Here is a 15,298-nt window from a genome sequence, read left to right on the forward strand (position 1 = left end):
GTAGCCACGCGTCGGGCGATTCGAAAATTTTCGAGGCACCCGCCTGGCAAGCCGGCTTGGCCTGCCGCAAAACAGTCACGGCCGGTGGCGAAGAGCCACCGGCAAAATGCAGTACAACGGCGCTGGCAGAGCCTGATGTCAGGCAGCCGGCGTCAAAGCCTTCAACAACGCGCTGGCCGGATGCGGCAAGGCCACGTCGTCCATTAGCGCCACCTGGCAGCGGCAGGAGTAGCCGGTAGCCAGCAGCGGGCTGTCGTCACGCTGGCCGGCCACGATGCCCTGCCAGCTCTGGCGATAGATGGTTTCCGACAGCGCGCGCTTGTCGGCCTCGTGGCCGAAAGTGCCGGCCATGCCGCAGCAGCCGCTGGCACGGGTGGCGAGGTTCAGGCCGCAGGCGGCGAACACTTTTTGCCAATCGCCCACCGCCGCCGGGGCGTTGGTTTTCTCGGTACAGTGCGGCAGCAGGGTGAAGCTTGCGCGCCCAATATCACCCTGGCTGGCCCGCGCGTCTGCCGGCAGCTCGGCCAGTCGGCTGGCCAGCCATTCCTGCAGCAGTTGCACCTTCGGCAGCTCGCCCATCCCCGCCAGCTTGGCGTATTCGCTGCGGTAGGTCAGCGTCATCGATGGGTCGATACCCACCAGCGGCAGGCCGCTGGCCGCCAGCTGTTGCAGGCTGGCCACGTTGGCCGCAGCCACTTTTTCGAAGCGGGCGAGGAAGCCATGCACGTGCAGCGGTTTGCCATTGGCGCGGAACGGCGCCAGCAGCGGCACGAAACCCAGCCGTTGCAGCAGCGCGAACACGTCCAGCACCAGCGGGGTTTCGAAGTAGCTGGTAAACGCGTCCTGCACCACGATCACCGCGCGGGCGCGATCCGCCGTCGGCAGCGCAGCCAGCGCCTGCGGGCTGGCCACGGCCACGCCGCGGCGTGCCAGCTCGGCCTGCAGGTTGATACCGGACAGCAACGGGCTTTCCACCAGGTTAAGCCGGCGCATCAGCATGCGGCCAACCCTGCTGCCGATCACGCCGTTGTATAGCCACGGCAGGCGTGCTGCCAGCGGCAGCGTATGTTCCAGCCCGCCGATCAGGTAGTCCTTGAGCGGGCGCAAGTAACGGCCGTAGTACAGCTCCAGGAACTTGGCGCGGAAGCTCGGCACGTCCACTTTCACCGGGCACTGGCCAACGCAGGACTTGCACGCCAGGCAGCCGTCCATCGCCTCTTTCACCTCGTGCGAGAAGTCGGCGGCGCCACGGCGCTTGCCCAGGGTGTTGGCGATGCGTGCCGGCAGGCCGGCGACAAAGCCGCGCGCGCGCAGCGCGCGGCTGGCGCTCACCGGGTCGCTACCCTGCGCGGCCAGCTGCCGCAGCCATTCGCGCAGCAGCGAGGCGCGGCCTTTCGGCGAATGGCGGCGCTCGCGGGTGCCCTTCCACGACGGGCACATGGCGTCGTCCGGGTCGAAGTTGTAGCAGGCGCCGTTGCCGTTGCAGTGCAGCGCCTCGTCGTAGTGCTGGCGCACGGCAATGGGGATGGTGCGGTCCAGCTGGCCACGGGTGGTAACACCGTCCACCTTCCACAGCCCGTCCGGCGTCGGCGCGGCGATCTTGCCGGGGTTGAGCTGGTTGTACGGGTCGAACGCCGCCTTGATCTGCTGCAGCCGCGGGTACAGCGGGCCGAAGAAGGCCGGCGCGTACTCCGAGCGCACGCCCTTGCCGTGCTCGCCCCACAGCAGGCCGTGGTATTTCTGCGTGAGTGCCACCACACCATCGGTGATGCTGCGCACCAGGCCTTCCTGCGCCGGGTCTTTCATGTCGATGGCCGGGCGCACGTGCAGCACGCCGGCATCCACATGGCCGAACATGCCGTAACTCACGCCGTGGCTGTCCAGCAGCGCGCGGAATTCGGCGATGTAATCGGCCAGGTGTTCCGGCGGTACCGCGGTGTCTTCCACGAAGGGAATCGGCCGCCGGCTGTCGTTGACGTTGCCAAGCAGGCCCACCGATTTCTTGCGCATGCCCCAGATGCGGCCAACCGCGGCGCCGCGCGCCACGGTGTGACCCTGACGGCCATGGCTATTGCCTTCACTGTCCAGCTGCGCGCCGATGGCGGCCAGCGTGGCCTCCAGCGCGGCATCGCTGTCGGCGAGGAATTCCACCAGGTTGATGCCCTGCGCCGGGGTGGCGTCGTCGGGGAAGAACTCGCGCACGCCGTGCCACACGATGTCCTGCCGCGCCAGGTTCAGCACCTTGGAGTCCACCGTTTCGATGGACGCGGCCCCCAGCTGCATCAGCGCCGGCGCGTCGCGCAGCGCGGCGTCGAAGCTGGCGTAGCGCACGTTCACCAGCGCGCTGGCGCGCGGCATCGGCAACACGTTCAGCTTGGCCTCGACGATGAAGCCCAGCGTGCCTTCCGAGCCGCACAGGATGTTGTTGAGGTTGAAGCGGCCGGCGTCGTCGCGGATGTGCGCCAGGTCGTAGCCGGTAAGGCAGCGGTTGAGCTTGGGAAACTTCTCGGCGATCAGCGCCGCGTCGTCGCGCTGGATGTCGTCCAGCAGGCGGTGCACCGCGCCGACGCGGTCGTCACGGCCGCTGATGGCGGCGAACTCGGCCTCGGGGAGCGGCGCGGAGTGCCACAGCGTGCCGTCCAGCAGCACGGTGTCCAGTTCCAGAACGTGGTCGCGGGTCTTGCCGTACAGGCAGGAGCCCTGGCCGCTGGCGTCGGTGTTGATCATGCCGCCGATGGTGGCACGATTGGAGGTGGACAGCTCCGGCGCGAAGAACAGCCCGTGCGCCTTCAGCGCGGCATTGAGCTGGTCTTTCACCACGCCGCCCTGTACCCGCACCCAGCGCTCTTCGGCGTTGATTTCCAGGATGCGGTTCATGTGGCGCGAGATGTCCACGATCACGCCGTGACCCAGCGACTGGCCGTTGGTGCCGGTGCCGCCGCCACGGGCGTTCAGGCTCAGGCCCTGGAAACGCGGCTCGCCGGCCAGGCGGGCAATGCGGATCACGTCGTCGTTATCGCGCGGGAACACCACCAGCTGCGGCAGCACCTGGTAGATGGAGTTGTCGGTGGAGAGTACGGTCCGGTCGGCATAAGCGTGGCTGATCTCGCCGGCAAAGCCGCGCACGGCCAGTTCGGCCGCGAAGTCGAGGTACAGCGCATCGCCTGGTGGGTGGGAATGCAGACGGGGAATCATGTGTGTTCAGGCCTTAGGTTGGCCGCAAGCGCGGGTGAAAAAATGGCTCGCACCGGGGTGCGAGCCTAAGCAGGCGACCTTGCTCAAGAGCAAATAGGCGCCCCCCACGATTTTTAGCCCTGCGCTTAGCAGGCGGCTTCTGCAGAAGTCATCTTGAAAATGCCCTGCGCATTGGAGCTGTCGAAGCGCAGATCCAGCTTGTTGTTGCCCGCTTCGTCGGTGTAACGGTCGCGGGTGATGAATTCGTAGAACGAGCCCGGCACGATGCGGCTTACGCGCTGGCCATCGGCGTCGATGAATTCGCGCTCCACCTGCGCTGCCTTGAACGCGGTCTGGCGTACGCGGCCGCTGGCGGACACTTCCACCTTGTCCTTGATCGGCTGGCCCTTGGCGCGCAACTCGTCGGCAGTGGCGAATACGTCCGGCACATGGTCGGTGGCGTGGTTGAAAGCATTGCCCTCGGTGGAGATCCACGCCATTTCGGCGGATTCCTGCAGCAGGGTGTGGTAGTCGGCCAGTGCCGGGGTGGCGTGCTGCACATCGAAGCAGCCTACCAGCTTGGGCAGCAGGCTGGCGGCGTCGGCAAACGGCAGTTCGCGGTTGTCGGACAGCGTGGCCAGCAGTGCCTTGTCTTCGGCGGACAGCGGGTCGCGCGAGGTGGATACCACCTTGTTCACGGCAGCCTGGAAGGCCGGCGAGAACTGGTCCACGTGCAGTTCGGACACGAAGAACTGCGCAACCTGTTCCGGTGCATCCTGGTGGCAGTAGGCGCGGCCGGTCATCTTCAGGCGCGGCAGCGGGTACACGTCGGCCACGGCAAAGCCCAGCGGCTCCAGCACGCGTTTGAATGCCAGCTCGCCCTGCGGCAGCTCGCCGGTGTTGGCCGCAGCCACGGTGCGCAGCGCGCCGTGGTCGAACACCACCTGGCCACCTGCGGCCAGCTTGTCTGCCACGTAGCGCTTGCCTTCCGGCACCGCTTCCAGGTTCTTCGCAAACAGCAGCATGTTCATGGCCTGTGCCAGCACCAGGCGCGATACGGTGGCACCAGCCTGTTCGGCCAGCAGCACGTCTTCCACCTTGATCATGGTGAACAGGTCGGCGGCAGTTTGTTCACCGGCTACCTGTACCAGCAGTTTGTTCAGTTGGCTGCCGGCGATACTGGCGTGAGCTTGTGTCATTTGCGAATACCTTTTCCGTGGTGTGTGTTTGCATGCCATCGCGTCGTCATCTTGGCGACGGCTTGGTATGTGGCAAAGTTTCCAGCCTTTCCGCCAGTGGCTCAAGCGATGTATTCTGCTTACTTCATTCCGGAAACTCATGAACTATCATGCGCCGCACCCTGCCCTCGCTGATGGCCCTGCAGTGCTTTGAAGCTGCCGTGCGCCACCTGAGCTTTACCCGTGCCGCCGAGGAGCTGAACCTGACGCAAAGCGCGGTCAGCCGGCAGATTCGCGGGCTGGAAGACTTCATCGGCCGCCCGCTGTTCGAGCGCGTAAAGCAGCGGCTGGTACTCACCGTGGCCGGCGAAGCCTACGCCGCGGCGATACAGGACGTGCTGGACCGCGCCGAGGCCGCCACGCTGCAGCTGATGGCCTATCGCGGCGAAGGCGGCGTGCTCACCGTGGCCATGCTGCCTACCTTCGGCTCGCGCTGGCTGGTGCCGCGGCTGGTGGATTTCAGCGCGCGCTACCCGGATATCCAGCTCAATCTGGTTACCCAGGTGCGGCCGTTCGATTTCGACAAGGTGGAGGCAGACGTGGCAATCCACTTCGGCCCGGCGCTGTGGCCGGGCGCCATCTGCCACCGGCTGATGGGCGAGGACATCGTGCCGGTGTGCGCCCCCGGCCTGCTGCAAAAACCGCTTGCCGACGTGCGCGAGCTGCTGGACCACACCCTGCTGCAGCACACCACCAGGCCGCAGGCGTGGAACGACTGGCTGTCCGCCGCCGGGCTGCAGGACATGGACGCGCACCAGGCCAGCCTGCTGAGCGGGCCCCGCTTCGAACACTTCTTCATGGTGATCCAGGCCGCGGTAGCCGGCCTCGGCATCGCGGTGCTGCCGCAGTTCCTGGTGGCGGAAGAACTGGCCAGCGGCCGGTTGGTGCTGGCGCTAGACAAGCCGGTGCGCAGCCAGCACGCCTACTATCTGGTACACCCGGCCACCCGCACCGATGTCTACAAGGTGCGCGTGTTCCGCGAATGGCTGCTGGCGCAGGCGGCGCTGGAGGAGGCGTGAGATGTAGGGTGGGGATTTCGTAGCCCGGATAAGCGCAGCGCATCCGGGGATCACATCGCCAAACCTGGCCCCGGATGCGCCGGCGGCTTATCCGGGCTACCGGGGGCACATTGGCAGAGGCACAAGCGCTGGGCGATCCACCAACATGCGGCCAGCGCCCCGCAGGGCCATCAATGCATGAAGGTCAGAAAGCTCCACGCCACGATGATGTTCGCCATCAGCGCAAAACCTACGGTGAAACCGATGCCGGACAACAACACCCAGGCGCGGAACAGCTGTTCCCAGTCCGGCACCTGTGCCGCCAGCTCCTTGGCCAGCTGGTGACTGGCCAGCAACAAGGCGCACAGGATCGCCCACTTCAGCAGATAGCCCGGCAGGTATTTGCGCTGCTCGCGGTTGTAACGGTAGTTCTGCTCGCGCAGCAAGGCGTCACCGTGGCTAACGTCGCGAAACAGCCAGTAGGGAATGAAGTAGAAGTACAGCAGCTGCAGCAATCCGGGCTCGCGCGTGGTGGGCATGATGGTGTCTCCTGCTGGTGCCAGCACGGCTGGCGCCGCCTTGCCGGCTAGCCGCCTGTTGCCGCGGCCACCTTGTCCACACTATAGACACCACCATTCGCTACCGGCGGCGGCATGCGCCCCAATGCTTACTTGCCACCCTGCTGCGACAAAAAGATCGACGCCAGCACCAGCAGCGCCAGCGCAGGCGTCAGAACACTGCTTATCCGATACAGAACGAGCGCGAGTTTCGCATCACCCTGCCCCTGTGCGACTTCCGCCTGCAGGAACGCCACTATCTGCCGCCGGCTGGAAAACGTCGTCATCTGGCGCCATGGCCTGCCCAGCCGTCGCACCACTTTCATGAAGCAGATGAGGTAACAAATATTCAGGGCAAATACCGAGAAAAACGCGGTCGGGACAAGGTCCTGCATGGGGTCATTCCTTTGTTGTCATGCTTTCTGGCTGTTGACAGCCCCGCCACTCAACGCAGCTGCAGCACCATCTCGTGCCAGGCATGGCCGCCATAGGCGGATTCGGACGGCTGCACATAGCCAAAGCCGAAGCGCTCATACAGCGCGATGTGCTGCTCCCGGCACACCAGCAGAATGCTGTGCTTGCCCAGCCGGCGCATGCGCAGGATGAAGTTGTGCAGCAGGATCGCCGCCAGGCCCTGACCCTGGAAATCCGGGTGCACCACCACCGACATGATCACCACGTGCCGCCCGTCCGGGTGGTGGCCCACCAGTTCCTTGAACGCCGTATCCGACAGCTCCACCTGATCGGCGCAGCCGGAATTGATGAAGCCGGCGATGCGGCCATCGATCTCCAGCAGCATGAAACCTTCCGGGTACTGGCGGATGCGCAGCGCGATCTTCTCCAGCGTGGCGGCCTCGTCGCCTTCGTAGGCGCTGGTTTCGATGACATAGCAGGCGTCGGCATCGGCGGGGGTCGGGCAACGCAGGGTGTAGTGCGGTAGCAGCATGGTGGTTATCGATCGGCAGGCAAAGACGGCAGCATAGCGGGTGGCGGGTGGCTGCGGTAGGGAGCCGGCGGTAGGGCGGATGCCCAAAGGGCGATCCGCCGGGATGCAGGGATGCCTGCAAGCTTGGCCACATGGTGGCGGAACGCCCGGTGCCACCGGGCTTCCGCCCTAGCGCACGCAGGTTGGCGTCGAGCGTAGCGAGGCCCAACAGCCCCCACGTATGGTGTTGTCTCCGCTACGCGGATGATGATTGAAGTCGCCGGTTCCGCCCGGCGGACGGGCGCAGCACAAGGTTGGCCGCATGTTTTGTCAGCTTGGTTGCCAGCACGGTACATACCACGAAAAAAGGCCCGCACGCAGCGGGCCCAAGCAGGAGCAACGAAAACAATCAGTGCATCAGAACGTCATGCCCGGGGACAGCTGGGCCGGCAGCGCCAGGCTGCCCGCTTCTACCGAGGCCATCGGGTAGGCGCAGTAGTCGGCGGCGTAGTAGGCACCCGGGCGGTGGTTGCCGGACAGGCCGGTGCCACCGAACGGAGCGGCGGAGGAGGCGCCGTTGGTCGGCTTATTCCAGTTCACCACACCAGCGCGGATGTCCTGATTGAAGCGCTGCCACAGTGCCTCGTCGTCGGCCAGCAGCGCGGCGGACAGGCCGTACTGGGTGTTGTTGGCGATCTGCATGGCTTCGTCGAAGTCGTGGTAACGGATGATCTGGCTCAGCGGGCCGAAGTATTCCTCGTCCGGCAGCTGGGCGGCGATGTCGGTTACGTCCACGATGGCCGGGGTAACGAAGGCCTTGCCGTCTTCCAGCTGGCGCATGGCCAGGATGGACTTGGCGCCCATGGCCAGCAGCTTGTCCTGTGCGGCCAACATGCCCTGCGCGGCCTTCAGCGACACCATGGCGCCCATGAACGGCTGCTGTTCGGCATCGTATTCGCCGATGGTGAGCTTGGCGGCCACTTCGGCAAAGCGGGCGATGAAGCGGTCGCCGAACTCGCCGTGCGGCACCAGCAGGCGGCGCGCGCAGGTGCAGCGCTGGCCTGCGGACAGGAAGGACGACTGGATGGCGTGGTGCACGGCGCCGTCCAGGTTATCCACCTCAGCCACCAGCATCGGGTTGTTGCCACCCATTTCCAGCGCCAGCATGAAGCCCGGGCGACCAGCAAACTGCTTGTGCAGCGCCACGCCAGTGGCAGAGCTGCCGGTGAACAGCAGGCCATCCAGCTGCGGGTGCTGCGCCAAGGCGATACCGGTGTCGCGCTCGCCCTGCAGCAGATTGATCACACCAGCCGGCGCGCCGGCCTTTTCCCACAGCTTGATGGTGAGCTCGGCTACCAGCGGAGTGAGTTCGGACGGCTTGAACAGGATGGTGTTGCCGGCGATCAGCGCCGGCACGATGTGGCCGTTCGGCAGGTGGCCGGGGAAGTTGTACGGACCGTACACCGCCATCACGCCGTGCGGGCGGTGGCGCAACACGGTAGTGTCGCCAGCCAGTTCGCCGCGCTTTTCACCGGTACGTTCCTGGTAGGAGCGGATGGAGATGTCGATCTTGCCCACCATCGCCGCCACTTCCTGGCGCGATTCCCACAGCGGCTTGCCGGTTTCCACGCCGATGGCGCGGGCCATGTCTTCCTTGTGCTCGCCCAGCACTTCGGCAAAGCGGCGTACCAGCGCAATGCGCTCGTCCAGCGAGCGGCGGCGCCAGTCGTCAAAGGCGCGGCGCGCGGCAGCGAAGGCCGCGTCGATGTCGGCAGCGGAGGCCGAGTGACCTTCCCATACCGGCTGGCCGTTGGCCGGGTTGAGCGATACGAAGGATGCGCCGCGACCGGTGGTCCAGGCGCCGTCGATGAACAGTTGGCTCATGATTATTTTCCTGTCTGGTCACCCCGAAAACCGCAGTTTTTCGAGGCACCCGTTTGTAAGCCGGCAGCGCTGGCTGCCGGCAAAAGTCTTGGGTTATTTGGCCGGGTTCTGCAGCATCACGCGTACGCGGTCGCCGGCTTTCACCTGCAGCGCGCGCGCCTGTTCGGCGGTGAGATGCACTACGCCGTCCACCACGTTGGCCGCAGCCAGAATCACGCGGAAGTCAGCCAGCTCGCCGTTGGCCACCAGCTGGCGCGGCGCGTCGGCGGCAGCTTCAGCCACGATTTCCACCTGGCACAGGCCGCTGTCGCGCATCACGCGCAGGTCGTCGATGCGCGCTTCCAGCACCGGGCCGCCTTCGAAGATGTCCACGTGCTGTTCCAGGCGCAGGCCTTCCACTTCCAGCAGCCGGCGTGCCGGCTCGGTTTCCTTGTGTACCTTGCCAATGCAGTCGCGGGCGTCCTGCGGCAGGAAGTCGATGTACACCGGGTAGCGCGGCATCAGCTCGGCCAGGAAGGATTTCTTGCCCAGCGCCACCAGGCGGTCGGCCTCGTGGAAGTCGATGCGGTAGAAGTGCGCGCCCAGCGCCTTCCAGAACGGCGATTCGCCGTTGTCGTCGAAGTAGCCGCGCATTTCGGCGCAGATGCGCTCGGCAAAGCGTTCGCGGAACTGGCCGATGAACATGAAGCGCGCCTTGGACAGCAGCGAGCCGTTGCCATTGACGCGGTAGTCCGGGTCGAGGAACAGCGTGCACAGCTCGGAGTAGCCGGTAAGGCCGTGCGACATGTGCAGCTTGTCCATGCGCGTCCACAGCCCCAGCTCGCGGCTGGCGTGCACGAAGGTATCCATGCGGTAGGTCCAGAACGCCTGGTCCAGGCCCACGGCTACTTCAATACCGCACACCCCCACCACCTTGCCGCTGGTGGTGTCTTCCAGCACGAACAGATAACCCTGCTCCGGCAGCTCGGCGCTACCGGCGATGGTGCGCTGCACGCGCTGCAGCCGCGCGCCCTGCGCATCCGGGTCGGGTTTCAGGGTGGTGAGGCCGGGGCCAGCCTTGTGTCCCAGTTGTACCAGCGCGTCTACGTCATCCGGCCGGCTCATACGCAATACGAACATCAGCGGGCCCCTTCGCTATTCAGCGGGACGCAACGCACGGCGTCGCCATCCACTATTTCCAGTGCATCCGCCACTTCCGGCGGCAGTACCACTTCGTCGCCCATCAGCGGCGGCAGGTCCACCAGCAGGCAGCGGAAGTCGGCGGTCAGCGTATTGCTGACCAGGTGCGGCACGGTGTCGCCGCTCACTTCGCCACGGCGGGCGGTGTGCAGGCGGCTGTAGCGTACCGAGCGGCAGACATCCAGCTGGGCGGTAAGCACCGGACCGGCGTCGAACAGGTCGACAAAATGATCCGGCTCCAGGCCTTCGGCCAGGTGGCAGCGGTAGTTGGTGCGCGCACCGGCGTGCGGCTCGCCCATCACCCGCTGTGCTTCTTCGGCAATCAGCGGCACGTACAGCGGGTCCACCTGCATCATTTCGGCGATGAAGGTGCGGCTGCGGCCACCGGAGGCCATTTCCATCTCGGCAAAGTCGCGACGGAAGAATTTGAAGCCGACGGCATCCCAGAACGGCGAGCGGCCGTTTTCGTCGGTAACGCCCGGCAGCACCGAGAAGATCTCGTTGTTGAAACGTTCGCGATGCTGGGCAATGAACATCATGCGGGCGCGCGACAGCAGCTGCGGCAGCGCCATGCCACGACCCAGCGCGGCTTCGTCGTAGTAGAAGCCGGTAAGGCGGCTGCGGCCGGTCAGCTCGTGCGAGGTCACCAGCGCGTGTACACGGTGGTTCACCTTCAGTTCGCGCGAGGCGTGCACCAGCACTTCGTTGCGGAAGGCGTAGAACGGCTCGGAGAAGCCGGCCACCGCCATGATGCCGGCGGTACCGTGCAGTTGGCCGCTGGCGGTATCTTCCAGCACGAACAGGTAGCTTTCCTCGCCGGGGCAGTCGACATCGGCGCGCAGCGAATGCACGGAATCATTCACGCGCTGCTGCAGGCGCTCGCGGTCGGGCGGCAGAGAGTGCAGTACCGGGCCGTCGGAGCGCGCCATGCGCTCGATCTGCGGCAGGTCGGACAGCTTGCTGGGGCGGACAAGAAGCATGGATCTTCCTCAGTAGGGAAATACGGCGGCGATACTTGGTCGCCGCCGTGTGTCACATCAAGGGTTTTTCGAAAAACCCGGATTTCTAAGCGAGACAAGGCGCGAATAAAAAATTCCGACGCAGCATATGGCGGATATGTAAGGCGGAATTTTTTATGAGTAACGCAGTATCGCAACGAAAGCTGGCGTTTTTCGAGCTACCCCTTAGGCCGGTTGTGCCTGTTTGGCCTTGGCAGCCACCAGTTCGGCCACGGCGGCTTCCAGACGGGCCAGGCCTTCCTGTACGTCGGCTTCGGCGATGATCAGCGACGGCACGATACGCAGCACGTTGGTGCCGGCTACCAGCACCAGCAAGCCGTGCTTGGCGGCGGCGTTGACGATGTCCTTGGCCTTGTTCACGAAGTCACCCTGCAGCTCGGCACCCATCAGCAGGCCCATGCCGCGCACTTCCTTGAAGATGCCGTACTTGGCGTTGATACGCTCCAGGCCGGCCTTGATCAGGTCATGGCGCTGCTGCACGCCGCCCAGCACGGCCGGGGTGTTGATCAGTTCCAGTACCTTGTCGGCCACTACGCAGGCCATCGGGTTGCCACCGTAGGTGGAACCGTGGGTGCCCACCACAAAGGAGGCAGCTACCTTGTTGCTGGTCAGCATGGCGGCTACCGGGAAACCGTTACCCAGGGCCTTGGCGCTGGTCAGGATGTCCGGGATCACGCCGTAGGCCTGGTAGGCGTACAGCGCGCCGGAGCGGCCAACACCAATCTGCACTTCGTCGAAAATCAGCAGTGCGTTGTGCTTGTCGCACAGCTCGCGCAGCTTCTGCAGGTAGGCCTTGGTGGCCGGCAGCACGCCGCCCTCACCCTGTACCGGCTCCACGATCACCGCGCAGGTACCAGCATTGATGGCAGCCTCGGCAGCTTCCAGATTGTTGAATTCGATATGGTTCAGGTCACCCGGCAGCGGGGCAAAACCTTCGGTGTACTTCGGCTGACCGCCTACCGATACGGTGAACAGGGTACGGCCGTGGAAAGCCTGCTTGCAGGACACGATGCCGGTCTTGCTGCCGCCGAAATGGTCGAAGGCGTAACGACGGGCCAGCTTCAGCGCGGCTTCGTTGGCTTCGGCGCCGGAGTTGCAGAAGAACACCTTCTCGGCAAAGGTGGTTTCGGTCAGGCGACGCGCCAGGCGCAGTGCCGGCTCGTTGGTGAAGGTATTGGACAGGTGCCACAGGCGGTCTACCTGCTCGTGCAGTACCTTGGTGAGTTCCGGATGCAGATGGCCCAGGCTGGTTACGGCGATACCGCTGGCGAAATCGATGTATTCCTTGCCCTGCTGATCCCACAGGCGCGAGCCTTCACCCTTTACCGGAACGAACGCGGCCGGGGCGTAGTTGGGAACCATCACTTCATCAAAGGTTTGGCGGGTAACGGGAGCGGACATCTGGGAATCCTTCGTCTTGCGTTGAGATGAAGCCATTCTAGGGACGGCTGTCAATTTTTCCTTCCAGAAACAAGACACGCAGCTTTCAGTTTGGGCCAGCGGCAGACAGGACAGGATACAGCGCGTCCACCGGCGTCCCGGATTGCCGGTGGGCACGGCCGATGGCCTTGCCCACCCTACGCGCAAGAAGCAAAAACGTTAGCCGCATAAACACATGTAAGGCATGCGGCCAACGTTGTGTAGTGCCAGAACTGCCCCACGGGGAGCGCCGACAAAAGTAGCCCGGATAAGCCAAGGGCGCATCCGGGGGCGTGCGGCCAACGCTGGCGGCGGTATCCCCGGATGCGCTGCGCTTATCCGGGCTACCGGCACCAGGGCGAAAACCCGGTTCAGCCAGGCGCTCCGCTGTGCCAAGGTGGGCCGTAAGCTGGTGGAACGCCCATACGGGCTTCCGCCTCACTCCCCGTCCACAAACTCCGCCTCGCCCGGGAAGCGCTCTTCGCGCGGCGAGATATTGAAATAGGAACGGTACACGGTGGAGAAATGCGGGCCAGAGGAAAAACCGCACAGCAGCCCGATCTGCACCACCGATTTGCCGGTGTTGCGCAGCAGCTGGCGCGCGCGCTCCAGCCGCAGCTGCAGGTAGTAACGGGATGGAGAGTCGTCCAGGTATTGCTTGAACAGCCGCGCCAGCTGGCGGCGCGACTGGTTGGTGAGGGTGGCGATTTCGTCGGTGGTGAGCGGCTCTTCGATATTGGCTTCCATCAGCATCACCGCCTCGGTGAGCTTGGGGTGCTTCTCGCCCACCCGCGCCAGCAGCGGCACGCGCTGGCGCTCGTCGCTGCTGCGCACCCGCTCGGCACACAGCACCGCGGCGATGGATTCCACCAGCTCCACGCCATGCTGGCGGCCGATCAGCGCCAGCGCGCCATCGATCTGTGCCAGGCCACCGGCACAGCTGAAACGGCCGCGATCCAGTTCGAACACATGCTGCGAGGCCACCACCTTCCCGAAGCGGTCGGCAAAGGCGGCATGCTCCGGCCAGTGGATGGTGGCGTGGTAGCCATCCAGCAGCCCGGCGCTGGCCAGCCACCAGGCGCCGCAGTTCACCCCGCCCAGCAGGCTGCAGCGGCTGGCCAGTGCCGCCAGCGTGTTGCAGCACAGCGCGGCATCGGCAAACGGCAGCACGCCTTCGCTGAGCACGAACAGCTGGTCGACATGACCAGCCTCGCGCAGCGACCCAGCCACCGGGTAGCTGATGCCGCCCCCCAGCGACACCGGCTGCCCGGTCCAGGAATAAAACTGCAGTTGATACAGCGGCTTGCCGGCCAGGCGGTTGGCCTGCAGGAACGGCTCGGCAAAGCTGCCGATACCGAACAGCGAACACGGCGGCAGCAGCAGGATCGCCAGCTGCTGGGTACTACTCATCGCGCACCTCGGGGCATCCGCCGGCGCTTACTTCAGGCTGCCGGACAGGAACTGCGCCAGGCGTTCGCTCTTCGGCGCCACCAGCACTTCCTTCGGGTTGCCCTGCTCCTCGATGCGGCCCTGGTGCAGGAAGATCACGTGGTTGGACACCTCGCGGGCAAAGCCCATTTCGTGGGTCACCACCACCATGGTGCGGCCTTCGCGGGCCAGGTCCTGCATCACGCGCAGCACTTCGCCCACCAGTTCCGGGTCCAGTGCCGAGGTCGGTTCGTCGAACAGCATCACTTCCGGCTCCATCGCCAGCGCGCGGGCAATGGCCACGCGCTGCTGCTGGCCGCCGGACATGTGCGACGGGTATTTGTCTTCCACGCCCTTGAGGCCAACCTTGTCCAGGTATTTGCGCGCGCGGGCGATGGCTTCGTCCTTCGGCACGCCCAGCACGTGGATCGGCGCTTCGATGATGTTTTCCAGCACCGTCATGTGCGCCCACAGGTTGAAATGCTGGAACACCATGGCCAGCTTGGTGCGGATGCGCGCCAGCTGCTTGGGGTCGGCCGCCTTCAGCGCGCCGTTGCGCTTGTCGGTGGTGAGGCCCAGCTGTTCGCCGGTCACGGCGATGGTGCCGCTGTTGGGCTGTTCCAGCATGTTGATACAGCGCAGGAAGGTACTCTTGCCGGAGCCGGAGGAGCCGATGATGCTGATCACGTCGCCGGCGTNTGCCGTTGGCTTGTGTGGTGGTCTGGGTCATTTAGTGCACTTCCCTGTGTGGTGCGCCGCCTGGGTTGGCCGCGCAACCGTTGTCTTCATAAGGACAGGCCCCGGGCCTGCCCTGTCGCCTTACTGCAGCAGAATCAGTGCTTGCGCGGTGCCAGGTAGGCCAGCCAGCGCAGCTCGGCCTGTTTGAACAGCCACACGAAGCCGAAAGTCATCAGCAGGTACACGCCTGCGGCGGTAAGAAACGGCTCGAACGGCATGTAGGTGTCGCTGAACACGCGGCGTGCCACGCCGGTCACGTCGGCCAGGGTTACCAGGCCGGCTACCGAGGTGGACTGCATCATCATCACCACTTCGTTGCTGTACGCCGGCAGCGCGCGGCGCAGCGCCGACGGCACCACGATGCGGCGCATCATCAGCCATTTGCCCATGCCCATTGCCTTGGCCGCCTCGATTTCGCCATGGCTGGTATTGCGGATCTGGCCGGCGATGATCTCGGTGGTGTAGGCGGCGGTGTTCAGGGTGAAGGCCAGGATGGCGCAGGCGTAGGCTTCTCGCAGGTATTCCCACGCCCAGCTGTCGCGCACCCATTCGAACTGCGACAGGCCGTAGTAGATGATGAACAGCTGCACCAGGAGCGGGGTGCCGCGGAATACATAGGTGTACAGCCACACGCCGGTGGACAGTACGCGGTTGCGCGACACACGCATCAGCGACAGCGGTACCGCCAGCGCCAGGCCAGCCAGCAGCGACCAGAACAGCAGCTCCAGCGTCAGTTGCA

At 65.1% G+C, this 15,298-nt stretch carries 12 protein-coding genes and 1 pseudogene; 1 reads left to right on the top strand and 12 read right to left on the bottom strand.

The window, feature by feature from the left end; all coding sequences use genetic code 11:
- Positions 1-138: 138 nt before the first annotated feature.
- Both ydiJ and ACFOKJ_RS09620 read right to left on the bottom strand, forming a co-directional pair.
- Entirely contained in the window at positions 139-3,195 is a 3,057-nt protein-coding gene (gene ydiJ, locus ACFOKJ_RS09615) for a D-2-hydroxyglutarate dehydrogenase YdiJ (protein ID WP_390279024.1), read from the bottom strand.
- A 125-nt stretch (positions 3,196-3,320) separates the two neighbouring features.
- On the bottom strand, positions 3,321-4,373 hold the full coding sequence (locus ACFOKJ_RS09620; protein ID WP_390279026.1) for a DUF1338 domain-containing protein: 1,053 nt from the start codon (positions 4,371-4,373) through the stop codon (positions 3,321-3,323).
- Between the two features lie 149 nt (positions 4,374-4,522).
- Between ACFOKJ_RS09620 and gcvA the strand changes: the two genes are divergently transcribed.
- Positions 4,523-5,431: a transcriptional regulator GcvA gene (gcvA, locus tag ACFOKJ_RS09625; protein WP_390279029.1), complete on the top strand. Its 909-nt coding sequence runs from the start codon at positions 4,523-4,525 to the stop codon at positions 5,429-5,431.
- A gap of 170 nt (positions 5,432-5,601) precedes the next feature.
- Here gcvA and ACFOKJ_RS09630 read toward each other — a convergent pair whose 3' ends face one another.
- From ACFOKJ_RS09630 to ACFOKJ_RS09675, 10 genes and pseudogenes are all read right to left on the bottom strand, one after another.
- Complete coding sequence (locus tag ACFOKJ_RS09630) at positions 5,602-5,949, bottom strand: hypothetical protein (RefSeq protein WP_390279030.1); 348 nt, start codon at positions 5,947-5,949, stop codon at positions 5,602-5,604.
- A 128-nt stretch (positions 5,950-6,077) separates the two neighbouring features.
- Complete coding sequence (locus ACFOKJ_RS09635) at positions 6,078-6,362, bottom strand: hypothetical protein (protein ID WP_390279032.1); 285 nt, start codon at positions 6,360-6,362, stop codon at positions 6,078-6,080.
- A gap of 50 nt (positions 6,363-6,412) precedes the next feature.
- Positions 6,413-6,913, bottom strand: a complete 501-nt coding sequence (locus ACFOKJ_RS09640) for a GNAT family N-acetyltransferase (RefSeq protein WP_390279033.1) — start codon at positions 6,911-6,913, stop codon at positions 6,413-6,415.
- Between the two features lie 396 nt (positions 6,914-7,309).
- Positions 7,310-8,776: a succinylglutamate-semialdehyde dehydrogenase gene (gene astD / locus ACFOKJ_RS09645; protein WP_390279035.1), complete on the bottom strand. Its 1,467-nt coding sequence runs from the start codon at positions 8,774-8,776 to the stop codon at positions 7,310-7,312.
- 93 nt (positions 8,777-8,869) lie between these two features.
- Positions 8,870-9,895 carry an arginine N-succinyltransferase gene (astA, locus tag ACFOKJ_RS09650; RefSeq protein WP_390279037.1) on the bottom strand — a complete coding sequence of 342 codons (1,026 nt, stop codon included), beginning with the start codon at positions 9,893-9,895 and terminating at the stop codon, positions 8,870-8,872.
- The gene (locus ACFOKJ_RS09655) at positions 9,895-10,935 is read right to left on the bottom strand and encodes an arginine N-succinyltransferase (RefSeq protein ID WP_390279039.1); all 1,041 of its coding nucleotides are present in this window, start codon (positions 10,933-10,935) and stop codon (positions 9,895-9,897) included. Before ACFOKJ_RS09655 ends, astA begins: the two co-directional genes overlap by 1 nt.
- A 204-nt stretch (positions 10,936-11,139) precedes the next feature.
- Positions 11,140-12,375 (bottom strand): aspartate aminotransferase family protein, encoded by a 1,236-nt coding sequence (locus tag ACFOKJ_RS09660; RefSeq protein ID WP_390279041.1) that lies wholly within the window; start codon positions 12,373-12,375, stop codon positions 11,140-11,142.
- A gap of 456 nt (positions 12,376-12,831) precedes the next feature.
- Complete coding sequence (locus ACFOKJ_RS09665) at positions 12,832-13,803, bottom strand: GlxA family transcriptional regulator (protein WP_390279043.1); 972 nt, start codon at positions 13,801-13,803, stop codon at positions 12,832-12,834.
- A gap of 27 nt (positions 13,804-13,830) precedes the next feature.
- A pseudogene (locus tag ACFOKJ_RS09670) lies at positions 13,831-14,526 on the bottom strand (ABC transporter ATP-binding protein); the annotation flags it as partial.
- A 128-nt stretch (positions 14,527-14,654) separates the two neighbouring features.
- Positions 14,655-15,293 (bottom strand): ABC transporter permease, encoded by a 639-nt coding sequence (locus ACFOKJ_RS09675; protein ID WP_390279045.1) that lies wholly within the window; start codon positions 15,291-15,293, stop codon positions 14,655-14,657.
- Between the last annotated feature and the right edge of the window lie 5 nt (positions 15,294-15,298).

The organism is Vogesella amnigena (genome assembly GCF_042648905.1).
Taxonomy (GTDB): Bacteria; Pseudomonadota; Gammaproteobacteria; order Burkholderiales; family Chromobacteriaceae; genus Vogesella; species Vogesella amnigena.

Coding starts and splice junctions, on each gene's coding strand:
- gcvA (WP_390279029.1), top strand. CDS start 4,523: ATGCGCCGCACCCTGCCCTCGCTGATGGCCCTGCAGTGCTTTGAAGCT.
- astD (WP_390279035.1), bottom strand. CDS start 8,776: ATGAGCCAACTGTTCATCGACGGCGCCTGGACCACCGGTCGCGGCGCA.
- ACFOKJ_RS09630 (WP_390279030.1), bottom strand. CDS start 5,949: ATGCCCACCACGCGCGAGCCCGGATTGCTGCAGCTGCTGTACTTCTAC.
- ydiJ (WP_390279024.1), bottom strand. CDS start 3,195: ATGATTCCCCGTCTGCATTCCCACCCACCAGGCGATGCGCTGTACCTC.
- ACFOKJ_RS09635 (WP_390279032.1), bottom strand. CDS start 6,362: ATGCAGGACCTTGTCCCGACCGCGTTTTTCTCGGTATTTGCCCTGAAT.
- ACFOKJ_RS09620 (WP_390279026.1), bottom strand. CDS start 4,373: ATGACACAAGCTCACGCCAGTATCGCCGGCAGCCAACTGAACAAACTG.
- ACFOKJ_RS09660 (WP_390279041.1), bottom strand. CDS start 12,375: ATGTCCGCTCCCGTTACCCGCCAAACCTTTGATGAAGTGATGGTTCCC.
- astA (WP_390279037.1), bottom strand. CDS start 9,895: ATGTTCGTATTGCGTATGAGCCGGCCGGATGACGTAGACGCGCTGGTA.
- ACFOKJ_RS09665 (WP_390279043.1), bottom strand. CDS start 13,803: ATGAGTAGTACCCAGCAGCTGGCGATCCTGCTGCTGCCGCCGTGTTCG.
- ACFOKJ_RS09640 (WP_390279033.1), bottom strand. CDS start 6,913: ATGCTGCTACCGCACTACACCCTGCGTTGCCCGACCCCCGCCGATGCC.
- ACFOKJ_RS09655 (WP_390279039.1), bottom strand. CDS start 10,935: ATGCTTCTTGTCCGCCCCAGCAAGCTGTCCGACCTGCCGCAGATCGAG.